At 72.4% G+C, this 17,501-nt stretch carries 19 protein-coding genes and 1 CRISPR repeat array; of the genes, 12 read left to right on the forward strand and 7 right to left on the reverse strand.

Features of this window, described 5'->3' with window-relative positions:
* The first annotated feature begins 119 nt into the window (after positions 1-119).
* Positions 120-245: a hypothetical protein gene (locus ACH4PU_RS29330; protein ID WP_398278468.1), complete on the forward strand. Its 126-nt coding sequence runs from the start codon at positions 120-122 to the stop codon at positions 243-245.
* Positions 246-472: 227 nt separating this feature from the next.
* Positions 473-745: a CRISPR direct-repeat array (repeat unit 29 nt; unit sequence GGGACCACCCCCGCGTGCGCGGGGACCAC).
* Positions 746-970: 225 nt separating this feature from the next.
* Here the strand turns inward: ACH4PU_RS29330 and ACH4PU_RS29335 are convergent.
* Together ACH4PU_RS29335 and ACH4PU_RS29340 are read right to left on the reverse strand one after the other, a co-directional pair.
* Positions 971-1,942: a threonine/serine dehydratase gene (locus ACH4PU_RS29335; RefSeq protein ID WP_398278471.1), complete on the reverse strand. Its 972-nt coding sequence runs from the start codon at positions 1,940-1,942 to the stop codon at positions 971-973.
* Positions 1,943-2,064: 122 nt separating this feature from the next.
* Positions 2,065-2,694 (reverse strand): TetR/AcrR family transcriptional regulator, encoded by a 630-nt coding sequence (locus ACH4PU_RS29340; protein WP_398278474.1) that lies wholly within the window; start codon positions 2,692-2,694, stop codon positions 2,065-2,067.
* 106 nt (positions 2,695-2,800) lie between these two features.
* On the opposite strand from ACH4PU_RS29340, the gene ACH4PU_RS29345 reads away from it, so the two are divergent.
* Both ACH4PU_RS29345 and ACH4PU_RS29350 read left to right on the forward strand, forming a co-directional pair.
* Positions 2,801-3,334 carry a PH domain-containing protein gene (locus ACH4PU_RS29345; RefSeq protein ID WP_398278477.1) on the forward strand — a complete coding sequence of 178 codons (534 nt, stop codon included), beginning with the start codon at positions 2,801-2,803 and terminating at the stop codon, positions 3,332-3,334.
* Positions 3,331-5,277: a PH domain-containing protein gene (locus ACH4PU_RS29350; RefSeq protein WP_398278480.1), complete on the forward strand. Its 1,947-nt coding sequence runs from the start codon at positions 3,331-3,333 to the stop codon at positions 5,275-5,277. Before ACH4PU_RS29345 ends, ACH4PU_RS29350 begins: the two co-directional genes overlap by 4 nt.
* Positions 5,278-5,566: 289 nt before the next feature.
* On the opposite strand, the gene ACH4PU_RS29355 is transcribed toward ACH4PU_RS29350, so the two are convergent.
* Positions 5,567-5,992, reverse strand: coding sequence for a GNAT family N-acetyltransferase (locus ACH4PU_RS29355; RefSeq protein WP_398278483.1), 426 nt, complete (start codon positions 5,990-5,992; stop codon positions 5,567-5,569).
* Positions 5,993-6,351: 359 nt separating this feature from the next.
* Here ACH4PU_RS29355 and ACH4PU_RS29360 point away from each other — a divergent pair, with 359 nt between their 5' ends.
* The 6 genes from ACH4PU_RS29360 (at position 6,352) to ACH4PU_RS29385 (ending at position 12,212) form a co-directional block, all read left to right on the forward strand.
* Complete coding sequence (locus ACH4PU_RS29360) at positions 6,352-6,702, forward strand: VOC family protein (RefSeq protein ID WP_398278486.1); 351 nt, start codon at positions 6,352-6,354, stop codon at positions 6,700-6,702.
* A gap of 133 nt (positions 6,703-6,835) precedes the next feature.
* Positions 6,836-7,297 (forward strand): RNA polymerase sigma factor, encoded by a 462-nt coding sequence (locus ACH4PU_RS29365; protein WP_398278489.1) that lies wholly within the window; start codon positions 6,836-6,838, stop codon positions 7,295-7,297.
* Positions 7,195-8,739 carry a CAP domain-containing protein gene (locus tag ACH4PU_RS29370; protein ID WP_398278719.1) on the forward strand — a complete coding sequence of 515 codons (1,545 nt, stop codon included), beginning with the start codon at positions 7,195-7,197 and terminating at the stop codon, positions 8,737-8,739. The genes ACH4PU_RS29365 and ACH4PU_RS29370 overlap by 103 nt, the downstream gene beginning before the upstream one ends.
* 541 nt (positions 8,740-9,280) lie before the next feature.
* Complete coding sequence (locus tag ACH4PU_RS29375) at positions 9,281-9,667, forward strand: hypothetical protein (protein ID WP_398278492.1); 387 nt, start codon at positions 9,281-9,283, stop codon at positions 9,665-9,667.
* A 484-nt stretch (positions 9,668-10,151) separates the two neighbouring features.
* On the forward strand, positions 10,152-11,390 hold the full coding sequence (locus ACH4PU_RS29380; protein ID WP_398278495.1) for an MFS transporter: 1,239 nt from the start codon (positions 10,152-10,154) through the stop codon (positions 11,388-11,390).
* A 27-nt stretch (positions 11,391-11,417) separates the two neighbouring features.
* A complete protein-coding gene (locus ACH4PU_RS29385) occupies positions 11,418-12,212 on the forward strand; it encodes an alpha/beta fold hydrolase (RefSeq protein ID WP_398278498.1) in 795 nt (264 codons plus the stop codon).
* Between the two features lie 229 nt (positions 12,213-12,441).
* On the opposite strand, the gene ACH4PU_RS29390 is transcribed toward ACH4PU_RS29385, so the two are convergent.
* Positions 12,442-12,843: a hypothetical protein gene (locus ACH4PU_RS29390; RefSeq protein WP_398278501.1), complete on the reverse strand. Its 402-nt coding sequence runs from the start codon at positions 12,841-12,843 to the stop codon at positions 12,442-12,444.
* A gap of 624 nt (positions 12,844-13,467) precedes the next feature.
* Here ACH4PU_RS29390 and ACH4PU_RS29395 point away from each other — a divergent pair.
* The gene (locus ACH4PU_RS29395) at positions 13,468-13,896 is read left to right on the forward strand and encodes a DUF6188 family protein (RefSeq protein WP_398278504.1); all 429 of its coding nucleotides are present in this window, start codon (positions 13,468-13,470) and stop codon (positions 13,894-13,896) included.
* A 397-nt stretch (positions 13,897-14,293) separates the two neighbouring features.
* Here the strand turns inward: ACH4PU_RS29395 and ACH4PU_RS29400 are convergent, their stop codons facing one another.
* Positions 14,294-14,536, reverse strand: a complete 243-nt coding sequence (locus tag ACH4PU_RS29400; protein WP_398278722.1) for a DUF397 domain-containing protein — start codon at positions 14,534-14,536, stop codon at positions 14,294-14,296.
* Complete coding sequence (locus ACH4PU_RS29405; protein ID WP_398278507.1) at positions 14,536-15,357, reverse strand: helix-turn-helix domain-containing protein; 822 nt, start codon at positions 15,355-15,357, stop codon at positions 14,536-14,538. The genes ACH4PU_RS29400 and ACH4PU_RS29405 overlap by 1 nt, the downstream gene beginning before the upstream one ends.
* Positions 15,358-15,480: 123 nt before the next feature.
* Here ACH4PU_RS29405 and ACH4PU_RS29410 point away from each other — a divergent pair, with 123 nt between their 5' ends.
* Complete coding sequence (locus ACH4PU_RS29410; protein ID WP_185944889.1) at positions 15,481-15,654, forward strand: hypothetical protein; 174 nt, start codon at positions 15,481-15,483, stop codon at positions 15,652-15,654.
* 2 nt (positions 15,655-15,656) lie between these two features.
* Positions 15,657-15,884, forward strand: coding sequence for a DUF6255 family natural product biosynthesis protein (locus ACH4PU_RS29415; protein ID WP_398278511.1), 228 nt, complete (start codon positions 15,657-15,659; stop codon positions 15,882-15,884).
* Positions 15,885-16,069: 185 nt separating this feature from the next.
* Here ACH4PU_RS29415 and ACH4PU_RS29420 read toward each other — a convergent pair whose 3' ends face one another.
* The gene (locus tag ACH4PU_RS29420) at positions 16,070-17,365 is read right to left on the reverse strand and encodes a glycosyltransferase (RefSeq protein WP_398278514.1); all 1,296 of its coding nucleotides are present in this window, start codon (positions 17,363-17,365) and stop codon (positions 16,070-16,072) included.
* Positions 17,366-17,501 lie beyond the last annotated feature (136 nt).

The following is a 17,501-nucleotide window of genomic DNA, read 5'->3' on the forward strand; positions in this document are numbered from 1 at the left end:
CTTCCCGGCCCGGTGCCGCACCCGTAGCCTGGGTGACCGCTTTCCACCTGAGGGGGTGGGCGCCGGCGAGGCCGCATCAACGCCTCGCTGACGCCTCTACCGATAGGGAGGTGGAAGGTATGGGCGACAAGAAGTCGACCCGCTCGGCGGCACTCTGCACGGAGATGGCCAAACGCATCGTCACCGCACTCAGCGCGCGAGCTCTGTGGGCGGCCATCGTGCATCGCGTACACCCCGAGATGTGACGCCACTGGGCCCCGCGCCACCCCCTGGCCCGGGGCCTGCGGGCTGCGTGGCCGGGTGGCCGCAGTGCTGTGCTGTCTCGCTTGCGATGCGGGGCCCAGGGCCTGTGCTTGGGGGCGCCGGGCGGGCGTTGGGAGCGGCTTCCGTGCTGGGGATGTACGGCTATGTACGGCTGCCCCTGCGGGCGCGGGGAGCGCGGTTCTGTCTGGGGTGGCACGACGAGGACCGCGGGACCATCCCTGCGTGTGCGGGGACCACCTGCGCCGGGTGCCGCTGGAGTCGGGCGCGAAGGGACCACCCCCGCGTGCGCGGGGACCACACGACGACGCCCCAGGGCGCCGTTTCCGGCAGGGGACCACCCCCGCGTGCGCGGGGACCACACCCCGACCTTGAACGGCTCGATCGGGCGGCCGGGACCACCCCCGCGTGCGCGGGGACCACCGGCTACACGACGCTCTCCGCGAGACGGGCGAGGGACCACCCCCGCGTGCGCGGGGACCACAGGGCGCGACCTGCGGGTTTATGCGCGGGGAGCCGCGTTTTTACTCACTTTCACGGAAACGGGCAAAGCGAATTTGCTGCGCGTATCAGCCTCTCAGAGGCTGTAGTCGGCAGTGTCGCCGCCACCCTCACCCCTCCTCTGACGCCACTTAAGTTACGCGGTAGTCGCCTTAAACAGCACGGTGACCACCTGCTGAGTCAGTTGGCTGAACCCCCGCGGTAGTGGTCAGCTCGCGGGCGCCCCGAGCGTAGTGGGGTCCGTGTTCGCGCCGCACAGGACCACGCACACCTTCTCGCCCTCCCCCGGCCGGTAGCCGTAAGCGGTGGAGTCCGCCTCCCCGGCCAGGAGTGCCGCCGGTGCCGTAGCGCCGGCGTGTTCCACGGCGAGGCGGTGGGCGTCCCACAACTCCTGGCGGGCGCGGGTGATGTCGGTGTCCGGTACGAGTACCGAGTGGACGTCGCCCCGGCCGGCCGCGTGCAGGGCCAAGGGGGTGGCGCGGCGGGCGCCGAGGGCGTCGGCGGCTACGGAGTCGACGGGGACGTCGACCGGGTGCCCCGCCGCCAGGGCCGCGTTGAAGGCGCGGGAGTGCTCCGGTTCCACGGCGACCGTGCGGATGCCGTGCTGCCGGGCCGCGGTGGCGACGCCGGTGAACAGGCCGCCGCCGCCCACCGCGACCACCACGGTGTCCAGGTCGGGGACCTGGCGGTGGATCTCCTCAAGGAGGGTGCCGGCTCCGGCGGCGATCAGCGGGTGGTCGTAGGCGTGCGAGGCGAGCGCCCCGGTCGTCGCGGCGAACTCCTCGCAGGCGGCGGCCGCTTCGGCGTACTCGTCGCCGACCAGCCGCACGTCGGCGCCGTAACCGCGCAGTCTGGCGACCTTCACCGCCGGCGCGGTGACGGGCAGGAAGACCGTCGCGCGCACGCCCTGCCGTCGGGCGGCCCAGGCGCACGCCAAGCCCGCGTTGCCGCCGGAGGCGATGGTGACGCCCGCGTCGGGGAGGGTACCGGCGTCGAGGTGGGCCTGGAGGAAGTTCAGGGCGCCGCGGGCCTTGAACGAGCCGGTGTGCTGCAGGAATTCCAGCGCCAGCCACACGTCCGGTTCCGTCGGGGCGAGGGTCACGGGTCGGACGTGTCCGGTGAGGCGGTCGCCGGCGGCCTCGATGTCCTCGTAGGTGAGGTGATGCGTGTTGGTGGGCACGGAGGGTGAACGATCCGCCGGCCGCCGGGATTCCGGCCCGGGGGTGCGGGGGCACCGCCCCCGCGAGAAACGGTGAAAGGGCGGGGCCGGGGCGCCCCCCTCACAGCGCGAACGCGCCACCGCTACCGCACGAACAACCGCTCCAAGTGCCGCTCCACGAACCCCAGCGCCTCCTCCGGCGTGATGACCTCCAGCAACGCCGAACTCGTCAGCCCATCCGTCAGAGCGATGAGCAGCATCGCCTCGAGCTCCGGATCCAGCCCCGCCACGGTCTCCCCCCGCGCCGCCGCCTCCCGGAACTGATCGGCGAGGAAGGCGCGCAGCTTCGGCTGCCCCTCCTGTGCGTGGCGGCGCATGCGCTCGTCGGAGAGGGCGCGGACGAAGTAGGCGATGCCGACGAGGAGGCCGGTGCGGGCTTCGTCGTCCAAGGGCAGCATGCCGGCGGCGCACTCGCGCAGGACCGTGCGGGGGGAGGGTGGGGAGGACGGGGAGGAAGGGGCGGCGGAGGCGTCCGACAGGGCGAGGAGGCGGTCGCGGATGCGCGCCTCCGCGAGAGCGCTGATGTGCTCCAGGGCGAAGGCGAGCATCTCGTCCTTCCCCGAGAAGTAGTGCTGCAACTGCCCCAGCGAGATGCCCGCCTCGGCGGCGACGTCCCGCAGGCTCGCGCCCTCCAGGCCACGCGAGCTCGCGATGCGCCACAGCGCTTCGGCGATCAGGCGTCGCCGTTCCTCGTGGTCCACGCGCTTCGGCACCGCGACGGTCACCTCCGTTTTACAAGTCGGTCGTATTGCCATACCTTACCGACGACGGAAGCAATACAACTGACCTGGAAAGATCCGGGTCCCCAGGGGGCACTCCATGCACACCACCGGCACAGGCGGCGGGGCGCCCGTCACCCTCCGGCCGCCCCGCCACCGCGTCGACCCCCGGGCCCGGCGTTGGTGGGCGGTGCAGGCACTGCTGACCGTCAGCGGCCCGCTGCTCCTGACAGCGGCGGCCCTGCTCGTGCTGTCCGCGCTCCTCTTCCCCGGCGCCCTGCCCTGGCTCGCGCCCCTCGTCGCGGTCGCGCTGGCCGCGCCCGCGCTCGGTTACCAGCTGGCCATGCCGGCCTGGCGCTACCGGATCCACGCCTGGGAGGTCGGCGAGGCGGCCGTCTACACGACGAACGGCTGGTTCTGGCAGCGCAGCCGCATCGCGCCGCTCTCGCGCGTGCAGACCGTCGACACGACGATCGGGCCGCTCCAGCGCCGCTACGGACTCGCCACCGTCGTCGTCACCACCGCTTCCACGGCCGGCGCAGTGAAGATCTCCGGGCTGGCGGAGACCGACGCCCGGCGCATGGCCGAGCACGTCGGCCGGGCCGCCCGGTACGTACGGGAGGACGCGGCATGACCGGCACGGCAGGCCGCCACGACCGGCGGCCGTGGCGGGAGGAGCCCGACGCGCTGCCGGACGACCGTCCGTACGCCGGGGCGCCGTACGCCGGTTCGCTGTACGACGACGGCCCACACGGCGAGCACCCGTACGCGGGGCCGCCGTACGCCAATCGCCCGTACGACGGCCGCCCGTACGATGGCCGTCCATATGACGGACTGCCATACGCCGGGCTGCCGTCCGACGACCGCCCATACGGCGGCCACCTGTTCGGCGTCGGTGCGTCGGACGGTCCGACGCCCGGTGGTCCGGCACCCGGTGGTCCGGCACCCGGTGGTCCGACGTCCAGTGGCCCGACGCCCGGCGGCCCCGTGCCCGGCGTGTCGGCGTACCGCGGCCCGGCATCCGACGGCCGCACCCCGCCCGGTCGCACCCCCGACGAGCACCCTCCCATCGCCTCCACTGGCCCCACCACTCCCACCACCTCCACCGACACCTGGCACCGCCTCGCCCCCCGCACCCTCATCGCCCACTGCTCCTGGCTGGGCGCCCCCCTCGGCTCCTTCGTCCTCGCCGTCCTCGCCACCGGAGGCCACCCCGGCGCCCGCGTGTGGATCAGCCTCGCGATCGTCGCGGCCGTCTTCGCGGCCCTCACCGCCCTCGGTTCCCTCTCCTGGCTTCGTACCCACTACCGCGTCACCGCGGACGCGCTCGAACTCCGCACCGGCCTGCTCACCCGGCGCACCAAGTCCGTCCCCCTGCACCGCGTCCGCAACGTCGACCTCACCGCCCACCCCGTCCAGCGCGTCCTCGGCCTCGTCGTCCTGCGGGCCGGCACCGGCGGGCACGGGCAGGTGTCGCTGGACGCCCTGTCCCGCGCCGACGCGGAACGGCTGCGCGCCGGACTCCTCGCCCGGTCAGGGCGGATGGACGCCGACGACCCCGTCCTGTCCACCGCCGACCCCCGCTGGCTGCGGTACGCGCCGCTCACCTTCTGGGTGTTCGGCGGCGTCCTCGCGGCCGCCGGCGCGGTCTGGCGGGTACTCGACGGGATGGGCATCGAACCGTGGCGGATCGGCTTCGTCCGGCGCGCGTTTGGCGAGTTCGGCAACAGCGCCCTCTGGATCACCGTCCCCCTCCTCATCCTCACTGTCACCGCCCTCGGCACGATCGGGTCCGTCGTCCTCTACGCCGAGACGTGGTGGCGGTACCGGCTGGAACGGACGGACGCGGACACCCTCCGGGTCCGCCACGGCCTGCTCACCACCCGGTCCGTCTCCATCGAACGCGCCCGCCTGCGCGGCGTCGTCCTCCGCGAACCGCTGCTCCTCCGCACCGGCGGCGGCGCGACCGTACGCGCCGTCGCGAGCGGACTCGGCGACCGCGAGGAGAACCGCAAGCGCAGCACCCTCCTCCCGCCCGCCCCCCGCTCCGAGGGCGAACGCGTCTGCGCCGGCGTCCTCGGCGAACACGTGGACACCGGCGGCCTGCGCCCCCACCCCCCGGCCGCCCGCCGCCGCCGCGTCGTCCGCGTCCTGCTGTGGTGCGTCCTGCCGCCGACGGCGGTCCTCGCGGCCCTCGGCGTCCTCCTCACCCCGGTGCTCCTGTACTGCGCGGCGGCCTGGCTGCTCCTCTCCACCCCGGTCGCCTGCGCCCTCGCCGCCGACGCCTACCGCGCCCTCGGCCACGCCCTCCGCGGCCGCTGGCTCGTCATCCGCTCCGGCAGCCTCACCCGCGACACCGTCCTCCTCGACCGCGACGCGGTACTCGCCTGGACCTTCACCCGCACCCCGTTCGCCCGCCGCGCCGGCGTCGTCACGGCGACGGCCGCCGTCGCGGCCGGCGAGGAGGCGTACCGCATCCGCGACATGGCGGCCGGGGAGGCGGCGGCGTTCGCGAACGCGGTGACGCCGGGAATGCTGCGGGAGTTCCTGGTGCCGGTGGGGGAGGGCGGCCGGTAGGGGCGAGGACGGGGATGGGGGCTGGGATGGGGGCGGTGATGGGCGCCGCCCGGCCGACGGGCATGCGGCTGAGATGCGGTGCGGGTGGAACGGTGGGGCAGGTGGGGCAGGTGGGGCGGCAGCGGTGGGCGGTTTACATGGCGGGTGCTTGGCCGTCCGCCCCCGTTTCGTCGTTGTGCGGACGGGAGGCGCCGGCTGCACGGGAGGCGGGAGCGAAGGAACGTCTCGCCCTGCGGCCTGCCCGGCGGTGACCGTTGCGCTTACGGCGGGCCGGCCAGACCCGTTGTGGTCAGCGGCTTGAACAAGTGCACGTCCGCATGTCCTCGGATGCCGGGAGTCCGGCCGGTCTCGACGTAGCCGTGGCGCCGGTAGAAGCCGGGAGCCTGGACGTGAAGGAGGACACGGCGACGCGATCACAGCCCCGCCGCCGTGCCTCGGCCTCGGCCGCCCGCAGGATCCGGCTGCCCCACCCGTTCTCGCGGCTGTCGTCGCGCACCCACAGGAGCTCGATGCCGCACAGGCCGCCCCAGGTCCAGGCGGCCAGTCCGCCGACCAGGCCGCCCGCCGCATCGGCGACCTTGACCGAGAAGGCACCGCGGTCGGCCACCCCGGTGGCGGCAGTGTTGAAGGCGATCAGTTCCTCGGTGAGCCGGTCGTTGAGCCCGGTGTCGCGTTCGCCGGTGGTCAGGGTCGGGCCGGACGTGTCAGTCGTCACGGGCGCGGAGTATGGCAGCCGGGCCGACTGCGCAGCATGCGAATTAGCGGCTGCCGTTCAGCCGCCGGAGCAACGAGGGGGAGGGCAGAGGCGCCAGGGACGGCCAGAGGTGGGCGGCATGACTCGCGGCTCGAACGTATCCGTTTTGACGCCTTCTTGAGCGGTCAACGACCACAAGCGCCTCTGAGCTCGCGTCACGGCTCATGGGTTACGGGTTGTGGGGGGGGCGCCCCACACTGTGGTGTCGATTTCGGATACATCGCGCCGGACTTCTCGTGCTCCCCCCTGTGCGGGGACGGCCGAGCCGTAGTACTTCTGGGAGTTCGGAGAGACCAGCCCACCCCCACCCGGAGTCGTCGATGGCCGTTCGTCGTGTCGTGCCCAACATCCAGTCGGAGTCCGTCCAGGAGAACCGGGAGTTCTACGGGCTGCTGGGCTTCGAGGAGGTCATGAACCACGGCTGGATCATGACACTCGCCTCTCCCACCAACCCGGCCGCGGCGCAGGTCAGTTTCATGGCCCGCGACAAGACCGCCCCGGTTGCTCCCGATTTGAGCATCGAGGTGGACGACGTGGACGCGGCCTACGCGGCCGTGCGGGACAGCGGCGCGGAGATCGTCCACGCCTTGCAGGACGAGGAGTGGGGCGTGCGGCGCTTCTTCGTCCGCGACCCCAACGGCCGGGTGGTCAACGTCCTCGGTCACCGCTGACGCGATCCGCCGGACGACCCCGCCCGCCCCACCCCCCTCCCCGGTGATGCAAGAATCTTGCAATTTTTGTTATCCGGCCGGGAGCACTCCGTCTCCCAGGTGTCGGATGCGAACGGAGAGAGGTGCGTGAGGCGTGGGAACCGATAACGCTGCGCTGGTCGAGGCCGCGCGGACCGGGGACACGGCGGCACAGGACGAACTCGTCGCCGCCTGCCTGCCGCTCGTCTACAACATCGTCGGCCGCGCCCTCAACGGGCACGCGGACGTCGACGACGTCGTGCAGGAGACGATGCTGCGCGTCATCAACGGCTGGGAGGGCTGCGCGACCCGGCCGGTTTCCGTTCCTGGCTGGTGGCGATCACCACCAACCAGCTCCGCACCCACTGGCGCGAGCGCCGCCCGGAGACCCCCCTCGACGGGCTCCCCGGGACCGGTGCCGACGTCCCCGACCCGGCGGCCGACTTCGTCGCCGTCACCATCGAGCGGCTCGGCCTGGAAGGCCAGCGCAAGGAGGTCGCCGAGGCCACGCGCTGGCTGGACGAGGGAGAGCGCGAGGTGCTCTCCCTGTGGTGGCTGGAGGCCGCGGGGGAACTGACCCGCGCCGAGGTCGCCGCCGCGCTCGGCCTCACGCCGCAGCACACCGCCGTCCGCGTCCAACGCATCAAGGAGCGGCTGGACACGGCCCGCGGCGTCGTCCGCGCCCTCGGCGCCTCGCCGCGCTGCCCGGCTCTCGACGGGCTCGTCGCGACGTGGGACGGCACCCCCTCCGCCCTCTGGCGCAAGCGCGTCGCCCGCCACGCGCGCGGGTGCGGCGCCTGCGGCGGCGCGTGGACGTCGCTCGTCCCGGCCGAGGGGCTGCTGGTCGGCTTCGGTCTGGTCCCCGTCGCCGGGGCCCTCCTCGACTGGTGGGGCAGCGCCACCGTGCTGCGGACGGAGGCGGTGGCCGCGGTGCACCCGGGCGGGTACGGGGACGTGTCCGGCCCGGACGCCGGCGGGCACCCCCTCGCCGGGCACGGGCCCGACGCACCACAGGCCACTCACGACATCACGAACACCGCGCTCCACAGCAATCCGGCGAACCCGGTGAAAACGACGAAAGGCAAGCACGGCGTGACCCACGCGAAGCGGAACAACCCCAGGGCGAAGGCGAAGCACGGCACGAAGGGCAAGCGGGTCGCCATCGGCGCGGCCGCGCTCGCGGTCGTGGCGGGCGGCGCGATCATCGGAGGAACGGAGTTCTTCTCCGACTCGTCCTCCGGCACCGAAGCGAGCACCCGCGTCACCACCGGCGACGCGGCAGTCCCCCTCGGCGACCGGGCGGCCACCGCCGACCCCTCCCCGAGCGCCCATCCCTCCGCCTCGGCGAAGGCCACGAAGGACGGCAAGGACGGCAAGGACGACAAGAAGGAGAAGAAGGGCAAGGGCGAGGAGAAGGCGGGGGACAAGGACAAGGCGGGCAAGAAGGGCGAGGAGGGGAAGTCAGCGCAGGAACGTTCCGCCGCCGCTCCCTCCTCATCTTCATCGGACTCCGGCGCCGACTCCGGCTCGGGGACCGGGGCGGGAGCGCAGCAGCAGGGCTCGCGGACGTCCGACTCCGCCCGTACGACCACCAAGTCGGCCGCCAAGGCCCCCGCCCCCTCCAGGGGTGACGTGGGCGGCTCGCTCCAGCAGCAGGTGACGGCCATCGTCAACGCCGAGCGTGCCAAGGCCGGCTGCTCGCCCGTACGCCTCAACTCGCTGCTCACCCAGGCCGCCCAGGGCCACTCCGACGACATGGCCGCCCGCAACTTCTTCGACCACACCAACCCGGACGGCAAGGGCCCCGGCGACCGGATCACCGCCGTCGGCTACCGGTGGAGCACGTACGGCGAGAACATCGCGTACGGCCAGCAGACCCCGGCCTCCGTGATGGACACCTGGATGCACAGCTCCGGGCACCGGGCGAACATACTCAACTGCTCGTTCGACGAGATAGGCGTCGGCATCAACAACGCGCCGGGCGGCCCGCGGTGGACGCAGGTCTTCGGGGCGCGGTGACGCTCCTTCGCCGCGTACGTCTCCCCGCTCGCACCCCGACGCTTTCCACGGGGCCGGGGCGCCAGCGGGGAGGGGGCCGCGCCGGAGCCCGGTCAACTCCGTGACGTGCAGGCGCTGCTGTTGCGGGGAGTGGGACGGATGGCGGGATGTCGTCCTCCGTTCAGGTGGCGGCCGTCAGGCGGGACGAGTACGGGCCACCACATCAGGGGGCGCGTCACACGTTTGAAGTGACGTACGGGCTACGGGGTGCGGCGCCGACAACAGCGGTGCGGCGCACGGTCGTCCGTAACGCGTGGAGAGGTTCGACGAGCGAGCACGGCTTTCCGGTCGGATGTTTTGACGGGCTGCTGATCGCACCGGTAGTTCTCTGCTGCCTCGGCAGGGGCGGCCTTCCCGGCCGGTGGTCCGTGCCATTCATCCGACCCCCGGTGGCACGGGCCACGACCGGCCCGGGAACACCGCATTGCCCCGCCGTGCACACGGCGCCGCGTCCGTCTCGGGGGCGGCGTCACCGTCCCCCCTCTCCCAAGGAGATCCGAAGATGTCGATGCGCAACCGCGTGGTTGGCGTGGCGCTGGCCATGCTGGCCGGTGGCATGGTGCTGGGCCAGGCCGGTACGGCCATGGCGGACGACCACCACGGCCGCCACCACGAGGGCCACGGCCTGGGCCCCCTGCCCGTGGCGATCGTCTCCCCGGCCCCGGGCCAGATCACCAAGGAGCACAAGGTCACCGACACCTACAAGTACGACCCCAAGGGCGGCTCGTCCAGCTCCTCCTCGTCGGAGGAGCAGCCGCCGCCCCCCGGCTCCTCCGCCCCTTCCGCCCCCGAGCCGGGCCCGGTGACCGCCCTGAAGGACACGGCCAACTCCACGGCCCAGTCCGCCACGTCCGGCGTCGGCAGCACGGCTGACGCGGCGCTGAAGTAGTCGGTCGCGGTGCGCGGGGGTGGGCGCGCGCCCACCCCCGCGCATGGCGCCGCTGCCTGCCTGCTGGGCCCGAGGGGCGGGCGGCGGCGCTGACTTGCGGGCCCCGTGCATGCGGGGACCACGCTTCCAGCCCGAGGGCGCCCTCGCGCGGTGGGAGGCCACCCCCGCGTACGCGGGGACCATCCGGCGGCGGCCCGAATAATCCCAAAGACCAGGGGACCACCCCCGCGTACACGGGGACCACCCCGTGATCGGTACACAAGATGATCAGCCAGCGGGACCACCCCCGCGTACACGGGGACCACAGGGCGCAACCTGTTGTTTTAGTCCGGCGGGCCCGGCTTTTTACTCACTTGCTCAGAATCCGACGAAACCGCCATACCGCGCGATGCGCAGTTCCCGATGAAGTCGGCGACACACAGGTCCCCTGCCACCTCCACCCGCACTTGACTCTCACACCAATGTCAGACCTTAGCGTCGCGACATGGCCCCAAGCACTCCACCGGGGACGGCCCACCACCCAACTCCGGCACCGCCAGCCCCAGCCCAGCCCCCCACCAGCCGCCACTCCCACCCCGCCGCCGTCCTCGCCACCCTCACCGCTTGCGTCTTCCTCATAGGGACCAGCGAGTGGGTCATGATCGGGCTGCTGCCCGGGCTGGCGGCCGACTTGGGGCGACCGCTCCCCGCCATCGGCTCATTGATCACCTGGTACGCCCTGGTCGTCACCGTGGCCGGGCCGGTCGTCACCGTCGCCGTGCTGCGGCTGCCCCGGCGGCGGGCGCTGCTCGGGCTGCTGGTCCTGTTCATCGCCGGCAACGCGGCAGCCGCCCTGGCCGACGGGCTCGGAACGCTCGCCGCCGCCCGCGTGGTCACCGCGCTCACGCACAGCACCGCCTTCGCGACCGCCCTGGTCATCGCCGTCTCGACGACAACCGCCGCCCACCGCGGCCGGGCGATCGCCATGGTCGCCGCCGGATGGAACCTCGCCACCGTCCTCGGCGCCCCGCTGGGCACCTGGATCGGGGGCCGGTACGGCTGGCGGGCGACGTTCTGGGGGATCGCCATTCTCAGCGCGCTCGTACTGCTCGCGGTGGCCGCCCTCGTCCGTCCCCCCGACCCCGGGACGCGCCCCGCGCCCAGCGCGGAGGTCCGCGCGCTGCTCGGCCGCGGCCCGGCCCGCGTCCTGGCGGTCACCGTCCTCGCGCAGGCCGGCCTCTTCACCGTCCACACCTACATTTCCCCGCTCCTCGGGGACGTGAGCGGCTTCTCCGCGAACGCGGTCACCCTCCTCCTCGCCGCCTTCGGCGCGGGTGCGCTGCTCGGCAACGTCTTGGGCGGACGCCTCGCCGACCGCGCACCCGAACGCGCTCTCCGCACAACCCTCATCGCCCTCGCAGCCGCCCTCGCATCCCTCACCCTCACCAGCCACACCCGCCCGACCGCCGCGCTCACCGTGCCCCTTCTCGGGCTGGTCACCGCCGTCCTCATCCCGTTGCTCCAGGAACGCGCCCTCGCCGCCGCCCCCGGAGCGCCCACCTTGATCACCGCCGTCACCGCCTCCGCCTTCAACCTCGGCACGGCCGCCGGCTCCGCGCTCGGCGGCCAGGCCCTCGGCTCCGGCCTGGGCCTTCGTGACCTCCCCTGGCTCGGCGGGCTCGTCGTCGCAGGCGCCGCCGCCCTCACGGCCTTCACCCGGCCGATGACGCACCCCACGTCCTGAACCACACACACAGAGAGGGCAGAAGTCATGTCTCACACAGAACTCCCCACCCCCACCCTCGCCCGCACCACCCGAGGCAGCGGCCCCGGCCTCCTCCTCGCCCACGGCGCCGGTGGCGGCATCCGGCCCAACTACGGCCCGATCATGGACGGTCTCGCCGAGCACTTCACCGTCGTCGGCCCCGACTACCCCGGTACGGGCGGCAGCCCGCGCTCCGGCGCGCCCCTCACTCTCGACGGCCTCGCCGACGAACTCGTCGCAGCCGCCGTCGCGGAAGGGCTGGAGACGTTCGCCATCACCGGCTACTCGCTGGGTGCACCCGTCGCCGTCCGGGCGGCCACCCGGCACCCCGAGCGCGTCACCGCCCTCGTCCTCACCGCCGGCTTCGCGCGCCCCAACGCCCGCTTGTCCCTTGCCACCCGCCTCTGGCGCGACCTGATCGAGAAGACCGACGACCCGGCCGGCATCACCGCCTTCGGCGCCCTCCTCGGCTTCGCCGCACCCACGGCGGACGCGTTCTCGCAGGACGACGTCGACGCCATGCTGGCGGCCGGCTGGGACTCCGTCCCCCCGGGCACTCTCGACCACCTCGACCTCGCCGAGCGCGTCGACGTCCTCGCCGACCTCCCGCGCCTCACCGTCCCCACTCTCGTCATTTCCACCACTCTGGACGCCCTGGTCACTCCCTTCCACCACCGCCGGCTCGCCGACGGCATTCCCGGCGCACGCCTCGCCGAACTCGCCACCGGCCACGTGCCGTTCTTCGAACGCCCGCAGGAGTGGCTGGACCTGATGGTCGGGTTCCTGACGTCCGTCGAGTGAGGTCAGTCAGGGGGAGGCGTCGGGCCTCCGGCTCCGGCCGGGTTCGCTCGGCGCCTTCGTGGCGGTAAGGGCCCTGAACCGGGTGGCGTAGCGTGGCTACGGGCAAGGGGCGTCCGGCGTCCAAGGGCTGATCGTCGTGTCCTGTGGGTTGGCCCCCTTCGTGCCATGCCATGCCGTGCCGCGCCAGACGGCCGGGCCGACGGCCGCCGGAGGCCGTCCCCCCCGTGAGTCACTTCACTTGGACCGTGGCCTTCCATGGCGTGATCACCATGGGACAGACATGGTCTGCGTCGTGGTGGCAGCTTCGTTGTGCGGTGATGGTGGCGGTGCCGGGATGTTCCGCGTGGAAGGCCGCTGACGCGTCGCCGTTCGGTGCCATACGGCCGGCGGTGCGCCGGAGAACGGCGGAGTCGCTGGATGCCGGGGTGCTCCAGGTCCAGGTGAGCTTGTTTTCCGGGTAGCCGGTGAGCCGGACTTCGATGCGGTCACCCGTGCTCGCGGTCACGGACCGGCCGTTGTCCGAGTTCGTGAGCGTGATGCGTTGAGCCGGTCGGGCCCGGTCGGGTGTCTGGTTGTGCGCAGCCGCCGGTGCCGCGGTAGCGGCCATGAAGGCGACCAGGGTCAGCGCCATGCCCCATGGAGTGACAGACCGCTTCGTTCCCATCATGATTCCCTCCCCCTTGATCCCGCTGGTCTTGCTGATCCCGCCGGACCGGATGCCCCTCGCGACGGCGACAGCAGACCGATCCTTCCGGTCGGCTCGACGTTATGGCGAAGGGCCGGTTCCAAACCACCCGACCGAGGGACCCCGGGCACCTGATTTCCCGGGCACGCCTCGGGGACGCAGCCGCTCCTTGAGAAACGGGCCTTCGTCCCTGAGGAGTTGAGTGTTCCTGGAGGTGGACACCGGCCAGGTGCAGCACGTTGCCCACGCCCAGAACGAGTAGGTGACCGACACCCGCGAGGAGAAGGCCGACGTTCGGGAGGAGCATGAGCTCGCCTTCCGTAAGGGAGGCTGACGGAGCAGTGCTTCCCGTTCGCCGTACCGGCACGCGTGATGTCTCTCCTACGGGAACGGCCGTATCGATTCCTCAGCCGGGCGTTCGGGTGGGACCGTCGACTCCCCGCCTCGCGCGTCACCGGACCGGTGCGGTCCGCGTACTGCTACGTCATGGGCGAGGGCACCCGGCCGGCGGTCGTCCGGGCACCGGAAATCCCATGGCTGCCGGCTGTTCGATCAAGCAGAGCGGCATGAGTGAGCACTGAGGAGGACCCTGCCGAATACGCGGACCGGTGGGTCCTAAACCTTCGCGGCATGGCCGTATCGAAGATCAGCGTGGACTTCCGGCTCGTGCTGGCCCTCGACTCGGAGTGGGAAGTCGCACTGGAAACACCCGCCGGCCTTTCGCGCGGATCGGCCCGTACCAACCCGTCCGTGCCGCTGAATCCGGGAACGCAGGACGTGGCAGCGGCCCTGGATCTCTTCGGAGCGAAAGTCCTGTCGGCGGTCGCGTTCAAGTCCGGCGCCCTGCGTCTCGTCTTCGACACCGGCCATCACCTGACCTGCCCGTCCGATCCGTCCTTCGAGGCGTGGCAAATCACGGGCCCGACAGGGCGGCGCTTCGTATCGCTCCCCGGAGGCGGCCTCGCCGTCTGGACCGGCCAGGGAACGAGCGGGTCCTAGCCGCGGCACGCGATGCCGACGCGCGCACCGGCCGGACGGCTGGCCGGTTGTGCAGGGGCGGTTCCGAGGCGGAGGCTTGGAGCGCTGGAAGCTTTGGTGAGTGTGCATGTGGCGAGCGGCGCCCCACAGCGGTCGCGTGATGAACCGACGGTGGCGGCAGCTCGATCGTCGCCCACTGCGGCGGCGAGGTCATCAGGACCGCCGGAGGCCCTGGCAACACGGCCGACAACGCCTCGCTGAAGCAGGCGGAGTTCATGGGAGTGGGCGAACCAGTGGTTCCTGCCTGATCCGTTCATGGGAGGCGCTCGGTAGCCGAGCGCAGTCGCGTGGCATTGCGGCTGCGCGGCGGCGGCGCTTGTTCGGCGCCGCCGTTGTCGCAGTCGTCGCCGCATGTCGGTCAGTTGCCCGGCGTCGCGACCATGCGCAGGAACGCGGTCCACGCGGGGGCGGGGAGGAGGAGGGCTGGGCTGTCAGGGGTCTTGCTGTCTCTTATGGGGACGGTGCCTGTGTGGGCATGGGCGGGAGCCCACTCCAGGCAGTCACCGCCGTGCGTACCGCTGTAACTGGACTTGATCCAGGGCGTGCCTACGAGGCTATCGGTGCCTATCGCCATATCCACAACGGACTTGCGGGTATACATCACGGGCTCAACTCCTTCAGATGCGTCCGGATCACGTCAGCGGATTCCCGTGGCGAGAGCGCAACCGCCCTGATCAGATCATACGAACGGCTGGCAACGAGTACTTCAGCCGGGTCTGCGGTCATGTGGCCTCGGGTGATGCCATCGACGTGCAGGACGTCGGCGCCGGTTTCGAAGCTCAGGATGTTGAACGAGCCGTTCACGCCAGGATGCGGTGGAGCGTTTCGGGGGATGATCTGGATGACGGTGCGGGGACGCTCGCCGACCGTCAACAAGTGTTGCAACTGCTCTCTCATGGCCGCAGGGCCGGGGTATGGCCGAGCGAGTGCGTATTCATCCAGAACAAACCAAGCGTGCGGCGGCGTCTCCTTTTCGAAGATGTCTTGACGGGTCATACGAGCCGCTACCAGGTCTTCCAGGCTATCCGGCCGCCCTCCGGCCAGCACGGCCCTGGCGTACTCCTCGGTCTGCAACAGTCCGTGGATCAACTGGTTGTTGAAAATGCTCAGCGAGACGGCCTCGCGTTCCATCTCCACGTACGGCAGGAACCAGCTCGGATAAGCGAACTTGATCACCAGCGGGTGCAGCCGCTCGAAGTGCCCGTCCGTCCCGAACGCCGCATCGAGGTCGCGTGCCAGCGGCTCCGACGGCACCCGCTTGGCCCGCTCGACGTAGCTGATCATCGCCTGCGTCGTGTGGGCCATTTCGGCGGCCTGGGTCTGAGACTTCCCCGCCTTCCTTCGGATCCGGTTCAGCTCGGAGCCGAAGAAGGCGAGCATCGACGAGGTGGGGTCCGGTAGCGAGTCGTCTTCTGCGGTCATGCCCTGTATGCCCCTCTTGTTCATAACCCCTGCGGAGTTATGGTTGCTCCCCTTCCGGAGCGTACTCGCGGAGCGCAACCCTGAGAGCACACCAGGTGATCGACCTCCGGAAGGGGTACCCCCATGCCCGAAGCCGCCCTCCCGCCGCCCCCGCCCCCCGCGTCCCGCCGCCCCGCGCCTTGCGTCGAGTGCCGGCGGATTCGGGAGGCGTACTACGCCGCCTCGCGGCAGGGCGACCGGGTCGCCGCGCAGGGGTGGATCGTGGCGATGGGGCGGCACCACCGGTGGGTGCACTAGTGATGGCGACGGGATGCGGGCACCCGTCCGCAGAGTGGGTGGTGGCCCGGAGCGGGGTCGCGACCTGTTGCCGTTGCGGCGTACGGCGGTTCACCGCGTACGCGGCGCTGTGGCGGGAGGTGCCCGGGCAGGCGGAGTCGGGGCCGACGGCGTCCGTCACGGGGACGGCGGTCGTCGGCCCCCGTGCGCGGGGAGCCGGGTTCCGCGCGCAGAAGCGCGGGTGGAAGTAGGTGGAAGTGGAACGAGTCGTTGATGCCCCGCGTCCCGTCGCCGGTCCGCCGGTACGGCCACTCGATCGGCCGGCTGCCGCCACCGGTGCGGTCGCGGCCCACGTTCACGAACCGGTCCGTGCCGTTGCCACGCAGCCCGGTGAGGTTCGTCGCCCCCTCATCACGGCCCCCTCACTCCACCCCCCTCACCCCGTCCCCGCCACCAGACGTTCCGCCGCGCGCCGGGCGCCGTCCGTGTGGATCGTGGCGGCGACGGTACGGGCGCGGGCGGCCGTGTCCGGGTGGAGGGCGTGCCGGAGGGCGGCGGTCAGGGAGTCGGCGGTCGGCGGGGTGGGCGGGTGTGCGGCGCCGACGCCGAGTTCGTGGACGCGGCGGGCCCAGTAGTGCTGGTCGTACATCTGCGGGGCGACGACCTGCGGGACCCCGGCCGACGCGGCCGCCGTGGTCGTCCCCGCGCCGCCGTGGTGGACGGCGGCCGCGACGCGGGGGAACAGGGCGCGCTGGTTGACGTCGCCGACGAGGAAGCAGTCCTCGGCGTCGTCCACGAGGGACAACCCGGCCCAGCCGCGCGACACGAGCGCCCGCCGGCCGACCGCGCGGGCCGCGCCGATCATCGCCTCGGGGAGGCCGGGGGTGGCGCGGACGCTGCCGAAGCCGAAGAAGACGGGTGGTTCGCCGGCGGCGAGGAAGTCCTCCAAGGAGGGGGAGAGCGGGGTGCCGTCGGGAAGCAGCCAGGCGCCCGGCTGCCAGGGCGGACCCGCCGTACCCGTCATACCTGCCGCACCCGTCCCTCCCGTCGCACCCCTTGCGCTCGTCGTACCCAGAACCTCCCCGCCGGGCCACGGCCCCAGCACCGGATCGGCGGCGAGCCACGGCACGTCGCCGAGCATGTGGCCGCGTACGTCATCGACCGGCGGCAGGCCGAACGGGCCGGACGCGCCGAACGCCGTCGCCCGGCCGGAGTTGAGGGCGGCGCGGAAGGTGGCATTGACGTGGGCGGCGTCCTCGGCCCAGAGGGCGCGGTGGTCGGCGTCGTCGGGGGCGAGAGGCCGGCCCTGGAGGGCCAGCGGGGGAGGGGCGTGGTGCGGGGAGGGGAGGGTCACCGGACAGTACGAGACGTGGACGTAGCGGATGCCGGCCGCCTCCGCCACCGAGCGGGCGGCGATCTGGAGGCCCCCGCCCGCCACGACGGCGTCGCAGCCCCGGGCCGCAACCGGCAGCGTGGCGAACTGTGTGACGACCGTGCCCTCCGCCAGCTCTAGCAGCCGCTCGGGCGTGGGCCGGAAACCGTTCCCGGACGCGGTGCCGCGCAACGCGGGACCGATGGGCACCACGGGGAACCCGAGCCCCTCCACCCACTCCCCGAAGTCCGGCGGCACGCACAGGCGCGCCTCCGCGCCGAGCGTCCGGAGCGCGGTGGCCAGGGCCACCATCGGCTGGACCTCGCCCCGCGTCCCGATGGTCGACAGCAGTACGCGCATCGCAACAACCCCCGTCGCTCGCACACGCTCCGGCCGACGGACACGGCCGGGAGCCCGATTCTGCGGCGCTGACCCGGTCTTGCGGCAACTCCCCCTCCCGGCTCTATGGTGAAAATGCGGGGAGGTGACGCCGATG

Source organism: Streptomyces sp. NPDC021100 (genome assembly GCF_044333095.1).
Taxonomy (GTDB): Bacteria; Actinomycetota; Actinomycetes; order Streptomycetales; family Streptomycetaceae; genus Streptomyces.

What these genes read in the sequence shown, in the direction of transcription:
- ACH4PU_RS29330 (WP_398278468.1), top strand. Translation starts at nt 120, where the DNA reads ATGGGCGACAAGAAGTCGACCCGCTCGGCGGCACTCTGCACGGAGATG.
- ACH4PU_RS29345 (WP_398278477.1), top strand. Translation starts at nt 2,801, where the DNA reads ATGCACACCACCGGCACAGGCGGCGGGGCGCCCGTCACCCTCCGGCCG.
- ACH4PU_RS29350 (WP_398278480.1), top strand. Translation starts at nt 3,331, where the DNA reads ATGACCGGCACGGCAGGCCGCCACGACCGGCGGCCGTGGCGGGAGGAG.
- ACH4PU_RS29360 (WP_398278486.1), top strand. Translation starts at nt 6,352, where the DNA reads ATGGCCGTTCGTCGTGTCGTGCCCAACATCCAGTCGGAGTCCGTCCAG.
- ACH4PU_RS29375 (WP_398278492.1), top strand. Translation starts at nt 9,281, where the DNA reads ATGTCGATGCGCAACCGCGTGGTTGGCGTGGCGCTGGCCATGCTGGCC.
- ACH4PU_RS29380 (WP_398278495.1), top strand. Translation starts at nt 10,152, where the DNA reads ATGGCCCCAAGCACTCCACCGGGGACGGCCCACCACCCAACTCCGGCA.
- ACH4PU_RS29385 (WP_398278498.1), top strand. Translation starts at nt 11,418, where the DNA reads ATGTCTCACACAGAACTCCCCACCCCCACCCTCGCCCGCACCACCCGA.
- ACH4PU_RS29390 (WP_398278501.1), bottom strand. Translation starts at nt 12,843, where the DNA reads ATGGCGCTGACCCTGGTCGCCTTCATGGCCGCTACCGCGGCACCGGCG.
- ACH4PU_RS29400 (WP_398278722.1), bottom strand. Translation starts at nt 14,536, where the DNA reads ATGTATACCCGCAAGTCCGTTGTGGATATGGCGATAGGCACCGATAGC.
- ACH4PU_RS29405 (WP_398278507.1), bottom strand. Translation starts at nt 15,357, where the DNA reads ATGACCGCAGAAGACGACTCGCTACCGGACCCCACCTCGTCGATGCTC.
- ACH4PU_RS29410 (WP_185944889.1), top strand. Translation starts at nt 15,481, where the DNA reads ATGCCCGAAGCCGCCCTCCCGCCGCCCCCGCCCCCCGCGTCCCGCCGC.
- ACH4PU_RS29415 (WP_398278511.1), top strand. Translation starts at nt 15,657, where the DNA reads ATGGCGACGGGATGCGGGCACCCGTCCGCAGAGTGGGTGGTGGCCCGG.
- ACH4PU_RS29420 (WP_398278514.1), bottom strand. Translation starts at nt 17,365, where the DNA reads ATGCGCGTACTGCTGTCGACCATCGGGACGCGGGGCGAGGTCCAGCCG.